Below are 15,914 nucleotides of genomic sequence, written 5' to 3'. Positions count from 1 at the left end.
AAGGGCGGAAAGGACCGAGGCGACGCGGCGACCGGTCAGGTCAGCGCGGCCCGCAGCGCGGCGACGACCTGGTCCTGCTGCGCCTCGCTCAGGTCGGCGCTCATCGGCAGGCTCATCACGCGCCGCGCGGCGGACTCGGCGTTGGGCAGCGGCGTCGCGACGCGGCAGCGCTGCTCGTAGGCGGGCTGGCGGTGCAGCGGCTTCGGGTAATGGACCGCCGTCGGGACGCCGGCTTGCTTCAAGGCCTCCGCGATCTCGTCGCGGCGGTCCACCTGCACGGTGAACTGGGCCCACACGCAATCGCGGTCCTCGCGCACCGCCAGTCGTTGCACCGGCAGTCCGGCGATCAGGCGCTGGTAGCGATCGCCGATCGCCAGTCGCTGGGCGATCTCCCAGTCGAAGCGCTCCAGCTTGCCCAGCACCACCGCGCATTGCAGCGTGTCCATGCGGCCGCCGACGCCCACCCGCGTGTGCGTGTAGCGCTGGCTCTGGCCATGGACACGGATCTCGCGCGCGGCCTGCGCCAGCGCGTCGTCGTCGGTGAACAGCGCGCCGCCGTCGCCATAGCAGCCCAGCGGCTTGCTCGGGAAGAAGCTGGTCGCGCCCCAGGTCGACAGGCCGCAGCTCTTCTTCCCCTTGTAGGAAGCGCCGAAGCTCTGCGCCGCGTCCTCGATCACGGGGATGTTCCCGTGCTTCGCCGCGACCTGGTTGATCGCGTCCATGTCGCAGACCTGGCCGTACAGGCTCACCGGCATGATCGCCTTGGTGCGCGGCGTGATGGCCGACTCGATCAGCGTCGCGTCGAGGTTGCAGCTGTCGGGCTCGATGTCGACCAGCACCGGCACGCCGCCCAGCAGCACGATGGTCTCGACCGTGGCCGCGAAGGTGAACGGCGTGGTGATGACCTCGTCGCCGGGCTGCAGGTCCAGCGCCATCAGCGCGATCAGCAGCGCCTCGGTGCCGCTGGCGACGGTGATGCAGTGCTTCGTGCCGACGTAGGCGGCCAGCGCGGTCTCCAGCTCCTTGACCTCGGGACCCATGATGTACTGGCCGTGGTCCAGCACGCGCTGGATGCGCGCGTCGATCGTCGTCTTCAGCGCGGCGTACTGCGCCTTGAGATCGATGAAGGGAAGGCTCATGGCTGGGAATCCTGGGGCGACGCGGTGGTGGGGGTCGAAGCCGCGTTCGAAGCGGTGATCAACGACAGCGTTTGGCCGTCGAGTTCGTAGAGGTCGCCGCTGGCGGGGCAGGCAGCGCGGCCATGGCCGTCAAGGGGCAGGGCCAGCTTCTCGCCGTGGCGGCTCATCCAGCCGATCTGGCGCGCCGGCACGCCGACCATCAGCGCGTACGGCTTCACGTCGCCCTTGACGACGGCGCCGGCGCCGATGAAGGCGTACTCGCCGATCGTCGCGCCGCAGACGACGGTGCAGTTCGCCCCGAGCGTCGCGCCGCGCTTCACCAGCGTGCGGCGGTACTCGCTCTTGCGCGGCACCGCGGAACGCGGGTTGTAGACGTTGGTGAAGACCATGGACGGGCCGCAGAAGACGTCGTCCTCCAGCGTCACCGCGTCATAGACCGACACGTTGTTCTGGATCTTCACGTTGCGACCGATGGTCACGTCGTTGCCGACATAGACGCCCTGCCCCAGCGAGCAGCCCTCGCCGACGCGCGCGCCGGCGCACACGTGGCTGAAGTGCCAGACCTTGGTGCCGTCGCCGAGCTGCGCGCCGTCGTCGACGACGGCCGAGGCGTGTTGCCAGAAGCTCATCTCAGAACACCAGCGGCAGGCCGACGCGCTGGCCGTCGCGCGCGCTGCGGTAGCAGGCGATCAGCAGCTCCAGCGAGCGCAGGCCCTCGTAGCCGTCGACCTGCGCCTGCGCCTCGCCACGCAGCGTCTGGATGACGTTGTCGTAGTACGCGGCGTGGCCGAAGCCGTAGACGCTGGTGGTCTCGTAGCTGGCGTTCTTCACCAGTTCGTCGTCGGGATGCGGCGTGTCGAAGGTCCAGTGCTCGATCTTGTTCACGGCGGTGCCGCCGATCTTGACCGTGCCCTTCTCGCCGAGGATGGTGATCGAGCCTTCCAGGTTCTGCGGATAGGTCAGCATCGTCACGTTGATGCTGGCCAGGCCGCCGTGGCGCAAGCGCAGGGCCAGCACGCCGGTGTCCTCGGCCTCGATGTCGCGGGCCAGCGTGGCGGTGTAGGCGTGGACGTTGTCCACCGGTCCCACCAGCCAGTCCAGCAGGTCCACGTAATGGCTGGCCTGGTTCATGAAGGCGCCGCCGTCCATGTCCCAGCGGCCGCGCCAGCGGGCGGCGTCGTAGTAGCTCTGCGGGCGCGTCCAGAACACGTTGACCGTGCTCATGAAGATGCGGCCGAAGCGGCCTTCGTCCAGCGCCTTCTTGACCAGCTGCACGGTCGCGTTCAGGCGGTTCTGCTTGACGACGAACAGCTTCACGCCCGCGTCGCGGCAGGCGCGGACCATGGCCTGGCCTTCCTCGAACTTCGTCGCCATCGGCTTCTCGCTGAGCACGTGGCGGCCGGCCTGGGCGCAGGCGATGGCCTGCTGCGCATGCAGGCCACTGGGCGTGGACAGCACGATCAGGTCGGCGTCGGAGCCTGCGAGCAGCGCGTCCAGCGACGCGAAGCCGCGGTCCGCGGGCAGGCCGGTCTGGGCCAGCGCGGCCTGGACGGCCTCGGGGCGGATATCGCAGACGGCGACCAGCTCCGCACGGCCCTGGTGCCGGGTCAGCGCTTCGACGTGATTCTTCGAAATGCGGCCGCAGCCGACCAGGGCGACGCGGACCGGACGGTCCAGGATGGGGAACTGAGACATGGGGGGCGATTTTAAGAGCCTAAAATCGCGGCCAGCTTTTTCCAGGTCCACGATGAGCCAGCCCCAAGCCCCCCAGACCGGCGCCGACCAAGCGGCGCCCGCGCAAGACGACAACAAGCTGATCGCTGAACGCCGCGAGAAACTCGCCGCGATCCGCGAGAAGTCCAAGGCCAAGGGCGTCGCGGCCTTCCCCAACGACTTCAAACCGCAGCACCGCGCGCAGCCGCTGCAGGCGCAATACGGCGAGCTTCCCAACGAGGAGCTCGAGCCGCAGGCCGTCGCCGTGACGGTGGCCGGCCGCATGATGCTCAAGCGCATCATGGGCAAGGCCAGCTTCGCCACGCTGCAGGACGCCACCGGCGCGATCCAGCTGTTCCTGTCCAAGGACGCGCTGGGCGAGGAGGTCTACAACGACTTCAAGCACTTCGACCTGGGCGACATCCTGGGCGCCGAGGGCACGCTCTTCCGCACCCGCACCGGCGAGCTGTCGGTGAAGGTCACGACGCTGCGCCTGCTGACCAAGTCGCTGCGCCCGCTGCCGGACAAGTTCCACGGCATGGCCGACCAGGAGCAGAAGTACCGCCAGCGCTACGCCGACCTGATCTCCGACGGCAAGGCGCGCGACCGCTTCGTGGCGCGCTCCAAGGCCGTGTCCTCGATCCGCTCGTACATGGTCGAGAACGGCTTCCTGGAAGTCGAGACGCCGATGCTGCACCCGATCCCGGGTGGCGCGAACGCCAAGCCCTTCATCACGCACCACAACGCGCTGGACCAGGAGATGTACCTGCGCATCGCGCCGGAGCTCTACCTGAAGCGCCTGGTGGTGGGCGGTTTCGAGCGCGTCTTCGAGATCAACCGCAACTTCCGCAACGAGGGGATCAGCGTCCGGCACAACCCCGAGTTCACGATGATGGAGTTCTACGCGGCCTTCTGGACCCACCAGGAGGTCATGAGCTTCACCGAGGAAGTGATCCGCCACGCCGCGCGCGCCGCCACGGGCAGCGCCCAGGTCACCTACGCCGGCAAGCCGGTGGATCTGGAGAAGCCGTTCACGCGCCTGTCGGTTCGCCAGTCGCTGATCGTGCATGCGGGCGTGACCGAAGCCGAGGCCGATGACGCCGACGTGCTGCGCGCCAAGCTCAAGGAACTCGGCGAAGAAGCGCCGAAGCACTGGGGCCTGTCGGCGCTGCAGTTCGGCCTGTTCGAGGCGGCGGTCGAGGAGAAGCTGTGGGAGCCGACCTTCATCGTCGACTACCCGGTCGAGGTGTCGCCGCTGGCGCGTGCCTCGGACGCGGACCCGACCATCACCGAGCGCTTCGAGCTCTTCATCACCGGCCGCGAGTACGCCAACGGCTTCTCCGAGCTGAACGATGCCGAGGACCAGGCTGCGCGCTTCCAGGCGCAGGTCGCCAACAAGGATGCGGGCGACGAAGAGGCGATGTTCTTCGACGCCGACTTCATCCGTGCCTTGGAGTACGGCATGCCTCCGACGGGCGGCTGCGGCATCGGCATCGACCGCCTGATGATGCTGATCACCGACAGCCCCTCGATCCGTGACGTGATCCTGTTCCCCGCGCTGCGCCGCGAAGGCTGACCGCCCCCGACCCGCACACCACCTGACCCCATTCAACGTGCAGTCAACGACTGCGAGTGGGGCCGGAATGCTGCTGGGGGTTCCCGGAGGAATGCCCCCTGCTGCGTGGAGAGCCCGCGCTTGGCCTCACGCCCGCTTGGCCTCACGACCGCTTGGCCTCACGACCGCTTGGCCTCACGACCGCTTGGCCCCACGACCACAAGGCCTCACACACAAGACCCCGCACCAACGCAAAAGGGACACCTCACGGTGTCCCTTTTCCTTTGCTGGCCCCCCAGGCCGGCCGGTGCGTCCGGCAGTGTCGAGGGGGAGGCGTCGGTCTTACTTGGCCGAGTTGCCTTCGGTCGTCGCGCCCTTCTTGGCGGCGGTCTTGACCGCGGCCTTCTTGGCGGCGATCTGAGCCGAAGTCGGAGCGTTGATGCCGTTCTCGAGCGAGCCGACGCCGGCTTGCTCAGCGCTCAGCGAACCGATTTCGCCGGATTCGCGCGCAGCTTGCAGCTCGGCGATCACTTCAGCGCGGGTCTTCTGGGCCGGTTCGGCGGCGAAGGTGGCGCCGGCGGTCAGGAAGGCGGCGGCAATCAGGGTGGTCTTGATCAGGGTGTTCATGGCGGGCTCCTAGCGGTTCATTGCACCGGACTCCGCACTCCGCGTTGTCCATGGGTTGAACTCTAGGCGCCGCCGCCTAGGGGAAACACTAGGCAAACTGGAAAGATCCGTTCACGGATTGTCAACAATCACCCAACCGGGCGCTAAGCGTACAGCGGTTGGGATCAAGGATTGTTTCAATTTGGGCCGGAAATGGGGGAGGCCTGCCGAGGCCGCTGGCCCTCACCCCTACCCTCTCCCGCAAGCGGGAGAGGGAGTCCGACCGGCGCCCTTCTTGCCCCCTCTCCCGCAAGCGGGAGGGGGCCCCGACCAGCGCCTTTTCTTACCCCCTCTCCCGCTTGCGGGAGAGGGTAGGGGTGAGGGCCAGCGGCCGTCGCAGTGACGCAGGTTCAGCTGTGCTTGAACGCCGGCGCCCGCTTCGCCAGGAAGGCCTCCATGCCTTCGCGCTGGTCGTCGGTGCCGAACAGCGCATGGAAGTAGCGACGCTCGATCGCGACGCCATCGGTCAGCGGGCCCTGGTAGGCCAGGTTGACCAGCTCCTTGATCAGCATCGTCGACGGGCCGCTGAAGCCGTTGATCGTCTCCGCCGCCGCCAGCGCCTCGGCCATCAGTTGCTCCGCGGGCACCACGCGCGACACCAGCCCGGCGCGTTCCGCCTCCGCGGCGTCCATCATGCGGGCCGTCAGCAGCATGTCCATCGCCTTGCTCTTGCTGACCGCGCGCGGCAGGCGCTGCGTGCCGCCCGCGCCGGGGATGATGCCCAGCTTGATCTCCGGCTGGCCGAAGCGCGCCGTCTCCGCCGCGATGATGAAGTCGCACATCATCGCCAGCTCGCAGCCGCCGCCCAGGGCAAAACCTGCCACCGCGCCGATCACCGGCTTGCGCACCTGCAGGACGGTCTCCCAGTTCTTCGAGATCAGCCCGCTCTTGAACGCCGACATGAAGGTGTGCGGCGCCATCGTCGGGATGTCCGCGCCCGCTGCGAAGGCACGCTCGCTGCCGGTCAGCACGATGCAGCCGATGCCGTCGTCCGCGTCGAAGGCCAGCAGCGCGCGGCCCAGCTCGTCCATCAACGGGTCGCTCAGCGCGTTCAGCTGTTTCGGACGGTTCAGCCGGATCACGCCGGTCTTGCGGTCGCCGCTGCCGGCGACCTCCACCAGGATGTTCTCGAACGTCACGTCGGACAGGGCTGCGATCATGGGATGTCTCCTTGAACTGGAATGGCGGCAACTATAGGGGCGCATGCGGGCGCTGACGTCCGCGCGCCCTGACGCCCTGACGCTCGGAGGCTCAGGGGCTGGCGGCGGAGGCCGACGGCGCCGGTTGAGCCGGCGCCAGCGCCTGCTTCGGCGCCGCCTTCAGCACCAGGTCGATGTGCGTGCGCGGATCCTTCGACCGGTTCTGCCAGATCCGCACCCGCACCGGCAGGTACTGCAGCGACGGCGCCAGCCAGAACTCCGCCTGCATGTCGCCGCGGGTGTCTTCCATGTCCATGTCCGAGTCCACGTGCCACGCCGGGATCTGGCCCAGCGGCGTCGCGACGTCCTCCATCCCGCGCACCTTGTAGCGCCACAGGTGCACGTTGCGCGGCAGCGCCAGCGGCTGCTGGATCAGCAGATCGCCCTGCGCCGACTGGCGGCCGGTCAGGAAGAGCCAGGTGAACTGGACGAACTGGCTGGCCGCGTCCTGCGTGCCGTCGGGCACCGGCTCGCGACGGCCGTTGGCCAGACGCACGCCGCCCAGGTCGAAGAGCAGCGTCGACTGGCGGTTCCCGCCCGCGAGGCCGCCGGTCACTTCGTCGAAACGCCGCGGCGCCAGGCCCAGCGGCGTGATCTCCCCGTCGCTGCTCATCCGGCGCGACATCAGCGGCGCGATCTTCGGGCCGATCCAGGCCTCGAGGTGGACCTGGTAATGCGAGCCCTCGCGCAGCCATTGCACCCGGGCATCGCCGTGGATGGCGCCGCGGAAATCGCCGCTCAGCTTGTAGTCGAGTTCGGTGGACAACGGCCATTCGATGCCCGGCATCCACTCGCCGACCGCGTCGGAGACCGCCAGCGCCGGCGGCATCGCCAGGGCCTGCAGCTCAGGCGGCGGCTCGCTCGCGGCGGGATCCGGCGGCAGCGGTGCCGGACCGTCGCCGAGCGCCGGCATCGATTCGATGCGTCGTTGGGGCGTGCCCGGCGGTCCGTCCTTCGGCGGCGTGGTCGCCGGCGGCGGCGGCGGGGCCGGTGCCAGTTCCCGGATGAAGGCCGCCTGCAGCCGCTCCGGCTCCGGCGTCTCGGGCGCCCACTGGTCGTGGAGCTCGCGGGCCCCGCTCAGCAGCCAGAGGTGGGCGCCGATCACCGCGGCCGTGAGTCCGGCCAGCGCGACGTGATGCCTGCGGATGCCGCGCGCCGCATCGCGCCAGCGGCGCGGGTCGGCGAGCGGCGCCATGCCGGTCGCCGCGGCGGACAACGCTCGGCCGACGACCCGACCGGCATCCTGGATCTGCCGGATCTCGAGGGCGAGCCGCCGTCTCAGCCACCCAGCCATGCGCGCCGCAGGCTTTGCGCACGCGCGGGCGCCTTCTCGAGCAGGCCCAGGCAGACCGGCCGCGCGGCGCTGTCCTGCATCGGCAGCGTCAGGGCCAGCGTCAGCATCCGCTGGTCGCGCGTCACCAGCAGTTCCAGCCGTTGCGGGTCGATGTGGTTCAGCGTCAGCGGCAGGTCCTCGAGCCTGCGCACGCGCCAGCCGTTGCAGGCGACGATCTCGTCACCCGCGCTCAGCCCGGCGGCCAGGCCGGCGCTGTCGAGCAGCACGTTCTTGACCGTCACGATGCCGTCGTTCTCCGACACCCGCAGCCCCAGGCGCTGCGCCAGCGTCGGCTTGTCCAGGCACCAGCGCACGCCGACGCGCTCCAGCAGCTGCGGCAGCGGCAGATCCTCGGTGCCATGCACCCAGGTCGACAGCGTCTGCGCGATCGCCTCGCCGCCGAGGTCGACCAGCTTCTGCAGGATCTTCGCCTCGCTGACCGGACCGCCGCCGGTGTCCTTCCACAGGCCGCGCATCAGGTCGTCCACCGACTGTGGCTTCTCGCACTTCTCGGCGCCGCGCAGCGACAGGTCCAGCGCCAGCGCCACCAGCGAGCCCTTGGCGTAGTAGCTGACCACCGCGTTGGGCGTGTTCTCGTCCTGGCGGTAGTACTTGGTCCAGGCCTCGAGGCTGGAGCGCGCCACGCTCTGGTGCTTGCGCCCCGGTGCGCCCAGCACCTGCGTGAGGGTGTTGGCGATTAGCTTCAGGTAGCGCGCCTCGTCGATCAGGCCGGCGCGGACCAGGAACAGGTCGTCGTAGTACGAGGTGAAGCCCTCGAAGAACCACAGCAGCTCGGTGTAGTTCTCCTGCTCGTAGTCGTAGCGCTCGAACACGTCCGGACGCAGCCGCTTCACGTTCCAGGTGTGGAAGTACTCGTGGCTGATCAGGCCAAGCAGCTTCACGTAGCCGTCGCTGGTCTCGGACTGCCCCAGGCGCGGCAGGTCGCGCCGCGCCGCGATCAGCGCGGTGCTGGCGCGGTGCTCCAGGCCGCCGTAGCCGTCGTCGGTGCAGTTCAGCAGGAACACGTAGCGCGACATCGGCGGCTTGCTCTTGCCGCAGTGCCAGAAGGCGATCTGGGTCTCGCAGATCTTCTGCGCGTCGCGCAGCAGCCGCTCGCCGTCGAAGATCGGCAGCGCGCCGGACACGACGAACTCGTGCGGCACGCCGCCGGCGACGAATTCGCCGCGCCAGAACGGGCCGAGCTCGAAGGGATGGTCGGCCAGTTCGTCGTAGTCGGCGGCCTCGAACTGCAGCGGCGCGTCCTCGACCGGCGCCATCGCGGTGGCGACCTCCCAGCCCTCGGGCAGGCCGACGAGCTCGACACGATGCGGCAAGTCGTCCTTGCCGTGCGCGCGCAGGCAGAGGCTGGTCGCGTTGAAGAAGCCCCGCTGAGCGTCCAGGAAGGCGGCGCGCACGGAGGTGTCGAAGGCGTAGACCGGGTAGCTGATGACCAGCGCGGCGCGGCCGGCGCACTCGAACTCCCAGCGGTTCTTCGCCGTCTGGGTGACGAGGACCTCGCGCTGGCCCTGGCGCGCCGTCACGGCGCCCAGGTGGCGGGAGAACTCCCGCACCAGATAGCTGCCCGGGATCCAGACCGGCAGGCTCAAGGCCTGGCACGGTTCGGGCGCCGGCACGGTCAGCGTGACCTCGAAGCGATGCGCATGCGGGTCGGCGACGGCGATGCGGTAATGGATCGTGGGGCGAGCGGTCATGAGGAACAGCCTACCAAGCCTGGCCCATGCGTGGTGCGCGATTGGGCGGTTCTCGTTCAGCGGACCCGCGAGGGTTCACCCGGATCGACGCCTGTGCGGGTTCGAAGGGGCTCAGGTCCCCTGGGCGGCGATGAAGCAGCTGAGCGCCGCCACGGCGCTCAGCCGGAAGCGCAGCGTCAGCCACGGCGAGGCGCCCAGCGACGGATACAGCTTGCGGTCGGCGACGTAGCAGGCGATCAGCAGGAAGCCTTCGATCACCAGGCCGGCGTACGGGGGCATCGTCGAGGCGATCCAGGCCAGCAGCGCCGGCACGACGCCCCAGATGAAGGGCGCGGGCGACGGGACGGTCTGGCGCATGCCCAGGCCCCAATGGATCGCCCCCAGGAAGGTGATGACGATGGCCGCGTAGCGCGACAGGCCGTCGGTGACGTAGGGGTGCGCGTCCTCCCGCACCAGCCAGACCAGCGCCGCGCCGAGCACGAACGGGATCAGGCCGGCGTAACCCAGTCGCGCGGCGATCGGGTTGACGGAGGCCGAGGCGGCGTGCACCGGGGCGGCATGGTGGGGCGTGCGGTCGCTCATGGGGATCAGTCGGGATCAGGCGGAATCAAACGGGATCAGGACTTCTTCTGTGTCTTGTCCGCTTCCTGGATCGCCTGGAAGCGTTGCTCGAGCTGCTGCGGGCTGATCGCGCCCGGGGCGCGGGTGCCGTTCTCGAACAGGATGGCCGGCGTGCCGTTGACGCGGATCTTCTGGCTGAGGGCCAGGTTGCGCTGGATGGCCGAGCTGTCGCATTTCGGGTCCGCCGGGCCGGCCATCGCGCCGTCGATCATCCAGTTGCGCCAGGCGGTGGTGTTGTCCTTGGCGCACCACATGGTGCGCGACTTCTCCGGCGAATCGCCGCCGAGGATGGGGATCACGAAGGTGTAGACGGTGATGTTGTCGACTTCCTGCAGCGACTTCTCGAAGCGCTTGCAGTAGCCGCAGTTCGGGTCGGCGAAGACGGCGATGCGGCGCTTGCCGTCGCCCTTCTTCCAGACGATCGCGTCCTTGAGCGGCAGCGCGGCGAAGTCGATCGCGGTGATCTTGTCGACGCGCTCCTGGGTGAGGTTCTTGCGGTTCTTCAGGTCGAGGATCTCCCCCTCGACGAGGTACTGGCCGGCGGCGTCGGTGTAGCGGATCTCGCTGCCGATGCGGACCTCCCACAGGCCGGCGATGGGGCTGGGGCGGACCTCGTCGATCTTGATCTCCTTGGGCATCACCGCGGCGAGGTTCTTGCGGATGGTGTCCTCGTTGGCCTGGGCCGTGCAGCCGTACAGGCCGAGCGCGGCCAGCGAGGCGACCAGGGCCAGGGTCTTGCGGGAGAAGGTCTTGGACAGCGTGGAGATCATGGGGACTTTCGAGAACTTGCAGGGTGAACGGACAAGGACCGTTCAGTGGCCGAGCGCGCGGGCCGTGAGCCATTTCTTGAGCGGGCCGGCGCGATCGACCAGGCGCAGACCCTCATTGCGGAGCCGGGCGAGCACGGGCGCCTGGCTGGCGAAGCCGCGCAGCAGGCCGTCGGTCAACTCGCCCATGGCCCAGGTCGGGGCGATGCGGGCGCGGGCGTAGCGGCGCAGCAGCTTCTCGTCGCCGAGGCTGCGCCAGGATTCGCGGCGGACGATGACGTCGACCAGCGCCTCGACGTCGGCCAGGCCGAGGTTCAAGCCCTGCCCCGCCAGCGGGTGGACGAGGTGGGCGGCGTCGCCAAGCAGCACCCAGCCCGGGCCGCACAGCGCGTCGGCGCGGCACAGCTGCAGCGGCCAGGCCTGGCGCTCGCCGGCCAGCTTCAACGTGCCGGCGGCACCGCCGGTGGCTTCCAGCAGGGCGGATTCGAATTCGGCCGGGCCGGCGGCCATCAGTCGACGGGCCTCGTCCTTGGGCAGCGACCAGACCAGGCCGTAGCTGTGGCCGGGCTCGGGGCGGTCGAAAGGCAGCAGCGCCAAGACATCCGGCGATCTGAACCACTGCCAGGCCTGGCCCTGGTGGGGCTTGCTGGCGATCAGCCGGGTGGCGACGCCCATGTGGCCGTAGTCGTGACGCTCGTAGTGCACGCCGAATTCCTGGGCGGCGCCGGTGTCGCGGCCTTCGCACAGGGCCTGCAGCGTGGCGGGAACCGGTTCGGTCACGCGCTGCACGTGCGGGGCGAAGCGCAGCGCGGCGTCCAGCTGGTCCTCCAGCGCGGCGGCGTCGACGATGTGGGCGAGCTCGCCCGCGCCCTGCTGCCAGGCGCTGAAGTGCAGCTCCGCGCCGGCGCGGTCGCCGTGGATGCGCATGTCGTGCACGGGGGTGCGGGCGTCCTCGGCGAGTCCTTCCCACACGCGCAGCCGGGTGAGCAGCGCGACGGAGGCGGCGTTGAGCGCATAGGCGCGCACGTCCGCGGAGGACGAGGGGGCGGTCGGCCGGGCCAGCAGAGCCACGCGCAGGCCGCGGGCGCCGAGCGCCAGCGCCAGGCTGCGACCGACGCAGCCATTGCCGCGCACCAGGACGTCGAACTTTTCCATGGACGGCGATTGTAGGCAGGGGCGATGGGGCGGTCCCGGGCGGGCTTCCAGACGGCGCGGACAGGCCGACGGGCGACCGCCACGGCGGCGGAAGCCGCGGTTGACTAAAATGCCGGTTTCGCCCGCGCGCTGCCGCAGGCCCACACCAGCATTCCCAGCATTTCCCCCGAAAGCCAACCATGAGCCTCAAATGCGGCATCGTGGGCCTGCCCAATGTCGGCAAGTCCACCCTCTTCAACGCGCTGACCAAGGCCGGCATCGCCGCCGAGAACTATCCCTTCTGCACGATCGAGCCGAACGTCGGCATCGTCGAGCTGCCCGATCCGCGCCTGGGGAAGCTGGCGGAGATCGTGAAGCCGGAGCGCATCGTGCCGGCGATCGTCGAATTCGTGGACATCGCGGGGCTGGTGGCGGGGGCGTCCAAGGGTGAAGGCTTGGGCAACCAGTTCCTGTCGCATATCCGCGAGACGGACGCGATCGTGAACGTGGTGCGCTGCTTCGAGGATCCGAACGTGATCCACGTCAACGGCAAGGTGGATCCGATCTCCGACATCGAAGTGATCCAGACCGAGCTGTGCCTGGCGGACCTGGGGACGGTGGAGAAGAGCCTGCACCGCTACAACAAGGTGGCGCGCGCGGGCGACAAGGAAGCGGCGGCGCTGGTGAAGGTGCTGGAGAAGTGCCAGGTCGCGCTGGACCAGGCCAAGCCGGTGCGGTCGATCGACTTCAGCAAGGAAGAGCTGGTCATCCTGAAGCCGCTGTGCCTGATCACGGCCAAGCCGGCGATGTTCGTGGGCAACGTGGCGGAAGACGGTTTCGAGAACAACCCCTTCCTGGACCGCCTGAAGGAATACGCGGCGGGCCAGAACGCGCCGGTCGTGGCGATCTGCGCGAAGACCGAAGCCGAGCTGTCGGAGATGGAAGACGAGGACCGCGCGATGTTCCTGGCCGAGATGGGCCAGGACGAGCCGGGCCTGAACCGCCTGATCCGCGCGGGCTTCAAGCTGCTGGGTCTGCAGACCTACTTCACGGCGGGCGTGAAGGAAGTGCGGGCGTGGACGATCCACGTCGGCGACACGGCGCCGCAGGCGGCCGGCGTGATCCACACCGACTTCGAGCGCGGCTTCATCCGCGCGCAGACGATCGCCTTCGACGACTTCATCCAGTACAAGGGTGAACAGGCGGCCAAGGACGCCGGCAAGATGCGCGCGGAAGGCAAGGACTACGTCGTCAAGGATGGCGATGTGCTGAACTTCCTGTTCAACGTCTGACCGCCCTTTCGCCGCACCCCGAGACGCCCGCAACTGCGGGCGTCTTTCATTTCACATGCAGCCAATGCGGATCGGCCGCGGAGCACCGCGCTCAGGCGCCCGGGCGCGCCGACCGAAGCCCCACTCCCGCAATCAACGACCCGATCGCCACCAAGCCCGCCCCAGCCCAGAAGATCGGCGGCAGGGGCGCGCTCAGCAGCACCGACGCGAACAGCGCCGACATCAGCGGCGTGCCGTTCGCGGCGAGGCCGAGGACATGGATGTTCCCGCGCAGCACGCCGATGTTCCAGAGCGTGTAGGCGAGCGTCACCGCCGCGCTCGCGAGCGCGACCTGGATGACGATGTGCATCGTCCAGTTCATCGGCGGGCGCTCCGCGTTGAGCGCGTGCACGATCCAGAAGCCCGCCGCGCTCAGTGCCATGAAGAACCAGAGCGCGTTCTTGCCTTTGGCCATGTGCTTCGTGCAGGTGCTGTAGAGGGCCCACACGATGGCGCCGATGAAGGCGAGGCCGTAGCTGAGCGGATTCGACGCGGCGTTGTGGAAGAAGCGGCTGAGCGACAGTCCCTCCGGCGGCGAGGACGCCGTGATCACCCCGATGAAGGCGAGCGCCAGTCCGGCGAGCATCGGCGCGTTCAGCCGCTTGCGGTCGGCGATCGCGGAACACAGCACGGTGAGGCTGGGCCAGAGGTAGTTGACCATGCCGACCTCGATGGCCTCGTGGCGCGTGCGCGCGAACCCGAGCGCCAGCACGAAGCAGAGCTCGTACCCCACGAACAGCGCGGCGCCGAGCCAGAGATAACGACGCGGCAGCTCGCGCAGCGAGGTGCGCGTCGGCAGGAGCAGCAGCGCGGACACGGTGAACAGCACCGCCGGCGCGCCGGTCCGGCCGAGGAACTCGATCGTGCTGCGCGTGACGCCGACGGAGGTGCTCCAGAACAGGATGGCCACGAGGCCCAGCAGCGTGGCGCCCTTCGACAGGTCAGACTTCGACATTCATGCTTTCGTTCAGGGCGACGTTTCTGGCGAATCTTCCGGGAGGCATGCCCACGTGCCGCGTGAACGCCACGCCGAACGGGCCGACGGCGCTGTAGCCGACGCGCTCCGCGATCTCCGCGATCGACAGCTCGCGCTGCCGCAGCCATTGTTTGGCGAGCGCCATGCGCCACGCGAGCAGGTAGGCCATCGGCGCAATGCCCACCGCACGGCTGAAGCGCTCGAAGAAGGCGGAGCGCGACATCGACGCCTCCTTCGCGAGCTCGACGACCGTCCATGGCATCGCGGGCGATTCGTGCATGCGCCGCAGCGCCGACGCCAGCTTCGGATCGGCCAGGCCGCGCACCAGGCCCGGCGTCTGCGCCGTGCTCGCCGTCGAACGGAAGGCTTCGATGAGGAGCACCTCCAGCAGCCGCGACATCACGATCTCGCGCGCCGGCCGATGGGCGCGGGATTCGTCACCGACGAGCTGGACCAGCGTCGACAGGCGACTCTCTCCGCGCACGTGGACCCACTGCGGCAGCAGCGACACCAGCAGCTCCGCGTCCGGCGAACCGAGCACGCAGTTGCCGACGAGCATCCGCATGTCGACCTTCCCGTCCGGATCGCCGATGCGCGCGCCGCCCGGCATCGGCGCGATCGGGGTCGTGACGGGCTCGCCCTCGCGCGGCGGCGGGCGATCCAGGCTCGAGGTCGAGAAGTTGCGCGCGGCCGGAATCAGCACGAAGTCGCCCGGATGGATCGTGATCGTGTCGCTGTGCGACGGCCCGTCGATCGTCACGTGGCACGAACCCTCGAGCGCGACGAAGTAGAACGGACGGCCTGTTTCGCTGCGGCGCACCGCCCAGGGCGCGGAAGCGACGACGAGCTTCGAGAACGGCGCCTGCGGCCGCAACAGGGACACGACTTCGGCCAACGGGTCGACCATCTGGACGATCTCGACAAAGGAATGGACTGCGCAGTGTAGTCAGTCCGGATCGCGCCCTCTATCGTGCGGACATCCCCAATCGAAGGAGTTCCCGATGTCCCGCACTTCCACCGTCCTGATCACCGGCTGCTCGTCCGGCTTCGGCCTCGAGACCGCGCGCTTCTTCCTCGACAAGGGCTGGCGCGTCGTCGCGACGATGCGCACGCCGCGCGAGGACCTGCTGCCGCGCTCCGAGCTGCTGCGCGTGCTGCCGCTCGACGTCACCGATGCCGAGAGCATCCGCCAATGCCTCCGGGATGCCGGTCCGATCGATGCGCTGGTCAACAACGCCGGCGTCGGCCTGCTGTCGCCGCTGGAGGCCGTCGACATGGCCAACGCGCGCGCGCTCTACGAAACCAACGTGCTGGGCACGATCGCGATGACGCAGGCGGTGCTGCCGCAGTTCCGCGAACGCCGTGCGGGTGTGGTGGTGAACGTCACGTCGAGCGTGACGCTGATGTCGCTGCCGCTGCTCTCGGTCTACACAGGCAGCAAGGCGGCGGTGAATGCGTTCACCGAGTCGCTCGCGCTGGAGCTCGAGCCTTTCAACATCAGCGCCCGGCTCGTGCTGCCGGGCCGCTCGCCGGGCACGAGCTTCGGCGACAACGCGCGCAAGCTGATGAGTCCCGACGTGCCGAAGGCCTACGTGGAATTCCGCGATCGCGTCTTCGCCGCGGTGCGCGACGCGTCCACGCCGGTGACCCACGCGCAGGACGTGGCCGAGGCCGTCTGGCGAGCGGTCACGGATCCGCAGGCGCCGATGCGGATTCCGGCGGGGGCGGATGCGGTGGCGTTGGCGACCTCGTTGGCAACGAACTGACG

General features: G+C 69.2%; 15 protein-coding genes. 3 read left to right on the top strand and 12 right to left on the bottom strand.

All coding sequences use genetic code 11. From position 1 onward, the window contains the following. Positions 1–35 precede the first annotated feature (35 nt). Genes ACQ4L4_RS26740 through ACQ4L4_RS26730 form a run of 3 tightly spaced genes read right to left on the bottom strand, consistent with a single transcriptional unit; the run spans position 36 to position 2,834 of the window. Positions 36–1,139, bottom strand: a complete 1,104-nt coding sequence (locus tag ACQ4L4_RS26740) for a DegT/DnrJ/EryC1/StrS family aminotransferase (RefSeq protein ID WP_431101823.1) — start codon at positions 1,137–1,139, stop codon at positions 36–38. Next, positions 1,136–1,768: an acyltransferase gene (locus tag ACQ4L4_RS26735; protein WP_431101822.1), complete on the bottom strand. Its 633-nt coding sequence runs from the start codon at positions 1,766–1,768 to the stop codon at positions 1,136–1,138. The genes ACQ4L4_RS26740 and ACQ4L4_RS26735 overlap by 4 nt, the downstream gene beginning before the upstream one ends. 1 nt (position 1,769) lies before the next feature. Further along, positions 1,770–2,834 (bottom strand): Gfo/Idh/MocA family protein, encoded by a 1,065-nt coding sequence (locus ACQ4L4_RS26730; RefSeq protein WP_431101821.1) that lies wholly within the window; start codon positions 2,832–2,834, stop codon positions 1,770–1,772. A gap of 52 nt (positions 2,835–2,886) precedes the next feature. Between ACQ4L4_RS26730 and lysS the strand changes: the two genes are divergently transcribed. Then, positions 2,887–4,428 (top strand): lysine--tRNA ligase, encoded by a 1,542-nt coding sequence (gene lysS / locus ACQ4L4_RS26725; protein ID WP_431101820.1) that lies wholly within the window; start codon positions 2,887–2,889, stop codon positions 4,426–4,428. 321 nt (positions 4,429–4,749) lie between these two features. Here lysS and ACQ4L4_RS26720 read toward each other — a convergent pair whose 3' ends face one another. The 7 genes from ACQ4L4_RS26720 to ACQ4L4_RS26690 all read right to left on the bottom strand — a co-directional run bounded on the left by ACQ4L4_RS26720 (position 4,750) and on the right by ACQ4L4_RS26690 (position 11,860). Then, the gene (locus ACQ4L4_RS26720) at positions 4,750–5,034 is read right to left on the bottom strand and encodes a DUF4148 domain-containing protein (protein ID WP_297531435.1); all 285 of its coding nucleotides are present in this window, start codon (positions 5,032–5,034) and stop codon (positions 4,750–4,752) included. 389 nt (positions 5,035–5,423) lie between these two features. After that, complete coding sequence (locus tag ACQ4L4_RS26715; RefSeq protein WP_431101819.1) at positions 5,424–6,233, bottom strand: enoyl-CoA hydratase; 810 nt, start codon at positions 6,231–6,233, stop codon at positions 5,424–5,426. Between the two features lie 91 nt (positions 6,234–6,324). Continuing rightward, complete coding sequence (locus ACQ4L4_RS26710; RefSeq protein WP_431101818.1) at positions 6,325–7,566, bottom strand: DUF3108 domain-containing protein; 1,242 nt, start codon at positions 7,564–7,566, stop codon at positions 6,325–6,327. Then, the gene (locus ACQ4L4_RS26705; RefSeq protein WP_431101817.1) at positions 7,551–9,317 is read right to left on the bottom strand and encodes a M61 family metallopeptidase; all 1,767 of its coding nucleotides are present in this window, start codon (positions 9,315–9,317) and stop codon (positions 7,551–7,553) included. Before ACQ4L4_RS26705 ends, ACQ4L4_RS26710 begins: the two co-directional genes overlap by 16 nt. Positions 9,318–9,428: 111 nt before the next feature. Further along, on the bottom strand, positions 9,429–9,899 hold the full coding sequence (locus ACQ4L4_RS26700) for a DUF3429 domain-containing protein (RefSeq protein ID WP_431101815.1): 471 nt from the start codon (positions 9,897–9,899) through the stop codon (positions 9,429–9,431). Between the two features lie 35 nt (positions 9,900–9,934). Continuing rightward, a complete protein-coding gene (locus ACQ4L4_RS26695; protein ID WP_377157473.1) occupies positions 9,935–10,708 on the bottom strand; it encodes a DsbC family protein in 774 nt (257 codons plus the stop codon). 42 nt (positions 10,709–10,750) lie between these two features. Beyond that, complete coding sequence (locus ACQ4L4_RS26690; RefSeq protein WP_377157475.1) at positions 10,751–11,860, bottom strand: FAD-dependent monooxygenase; 1,110 nt, start codon at positions 11,858–11,860, stop codon at positions 10,751–10,753. A 179-nt stretch (positions 11,861–12,039) separates the two neighbouring features. Here ACQ4L4_RS26690 and ychF point away from each other — a divergent pair, with 179 nt between their 5' ends. Then, complete coding sequence (ychF, locus tag ACQ4L4_RS26685) at positions 12,040–13,131, top strand: redox-regulated ATPase YchF (protein WP_431101813.1); 1,092 nt, start codon at positions 12,040–12,042, stop codon at positions 13,129–13,131. 91 nt (positions 13,132–13,222) lie between these two features. On the opposite strand, the gene yddG is transcribed toward ychF, so the two are convergent. Both yddG and ACQ4L4_RS26675 read right to left on the bottom strand, forming a co-directional pair. Beyond that, positions 13,223–14,125, bottom strand: coding sequence for an aromatic amino acid DMT transporter YddG (yddG, locus tag ACQ4L4_RS26680; RefSeq protein ID WP_431101811.1), 903 nt, complete (start codon positions 14,123–14,125; stop codon positions 13,223–13,225). Next, a complete protein-coding gene (locus ACQ4L4_RS26675) occupies positions 14,112–15,053 on the bottom strand; it encodes an AraC family transcriptional regulator (RefSeq protein ID WP_431101809.1) in 942 nt (313 codons plus the stop codon). The genes yddG and ACQ4L4_RS26675 overlap by 14 nt, the downstream gene beginning before the upstream one ends. Before the next feature lie 94 nt (positions 15,054–15,147). On the opposite strand from ACQ4L4_RS26675, the gene ACQ4L4_RS26670 reads away from it, so the two are divergent. Further along, positions 15,148–15,912, top strand: a complete 765-nt coding sequence (locus ACQ4L4_RS26670) for an SDR family oxidoreductase (protein ID WP_431101807.1) — start codon at positions 15,148–15,150, stop codon at positions 15,910–15,912. The last annotated feature ends 2 nt before the right edge of the window (positions 15,913–15,914 follow it).

The sequence above is a fragment of the Roseateles noduli genome (assembly GCF_050626985.1).
In the GTDB taxonomy this organism is placed as follows: domain Bacteria; phylum Pseudomonadota; class Gammaproteobacteria; order Burkholderiales; family Burkholderiaceae_C; genus Roseateles; species Roseateles noduli_A.
Note: the sequence above shows the minus strand (reverse complement) of the source record. Positions and strands in the feature narration are given on the sequence as shown.

Bases quoted from the DNA above. Each gene is read 5' to 3' on its own strand.
- ACQ4L4_RS26675 (WP_431101809.1), bottom strand. From the start codon at position 15,053: ATGGTCGACCCGTTGGCCGAAGTCGTGTCCCTGTTGCGGCCGCAGGCG.
- ACQ4L4_RS26670 (WP_431101807.1), top strand. From the start codon at position 15,148: ATGTCCCGCACTTCCACCGTCCTGATCACCGGCTGCTCGTCCGGCTTC.
- yddG (WP_431101811.1), bottom strand. From the start codon at position 14,125: ATGTCGAAGTCTGACCTGTCGAAGGGCGCCACGCTGCTGGGCCTCGTG.
- ACQ4L4_RS26740 (WP_431101823.1), bottom strand. From the start codon at position 1,139: ATGAGCCTTCCCTTCATCGATCTCAAGGCGCAGTACGCCGCGCTGAAG.
- lysS (WP_431101820.1), top strand. From the start codon at position 2,887: ATGAGCCAGCCCCAAGCCCCCCAGACCGGCGCCGACCAAGCGGCGCCC.
- ACQ4L4_RS26705 (WP_431101817.1), bottom strand. From the start codon at position 9,317: ATGACCGCTCGCCCCACGATCCATTACCGCATCGCCGTCGCCGACCCG.
- ACQ4L4_RS26735 (WP_431101822.1), bottom strand. From the start codon at position 1,768: ATGAGCTTCTGGCAACACGCCTCGGCCGTCGTCGACGACGGCGCGCAG.
- ACQ4L4_RS26710 (WP_431101818.1), bottom strand. From the start codon at position 7,566: ATGGCTGGGTGGCTGAGACGGCGGCTCGCCCTCGAGATCCGGCAGATC.
- ACQ4L4_RS26690 (WP_377157475.1), bottom strand. From the start codon at position 11,860: ATGGAAAAGTTCGACGTCCTGGTGCGCGGCAATGGCTGCGTCGGTCGC.
- ACQ4L4_RS26720 (WP_297531435.1), bottom strand. From the start codon at position 5,034: ATGAACACCCTGATCAAGACCACCCTGATTGCCGCCGCCTTCCTGACC.
- ACQ4L4_RS26715 (WP_431101819.1), bottom strand. From the start codon at position 6,233: ATGATCGCAGCCCTGTCCGACGTGACGTTCGAGAACATCCTGGTGGAG.
- ychF (WP_431101813.1), top strand. From the start codon at position 12,040: ATGAGCCTCAAATGCGGCATCGTGGGCCTGCCCAATGTCGGCAAGTCC.
- ACQ4L4_RS26695 (WP_377157473.1), bottom strand. From the start codon at position 10,708: ATGATCTCCACGCTGTCCAAGACCTTCTCCCGCAAGACCCTGGCCCTG.
- ACQ4L4_RS26730 (WP_431101821.1), bottom strand. From the start codon at position 2,834: ATGTCTCAGTTCCCCATCCTGGACCGTCCGGTCCGCGTCGCCCTGGTC.
- ACQ4L4_RS26700 (WP_431101815.1), bottom strand. From the start codon at position 9,899: ATGAGCGACCGCACGCCCCACCATGCCGCCCCGGTGCACGCCGCCTCG.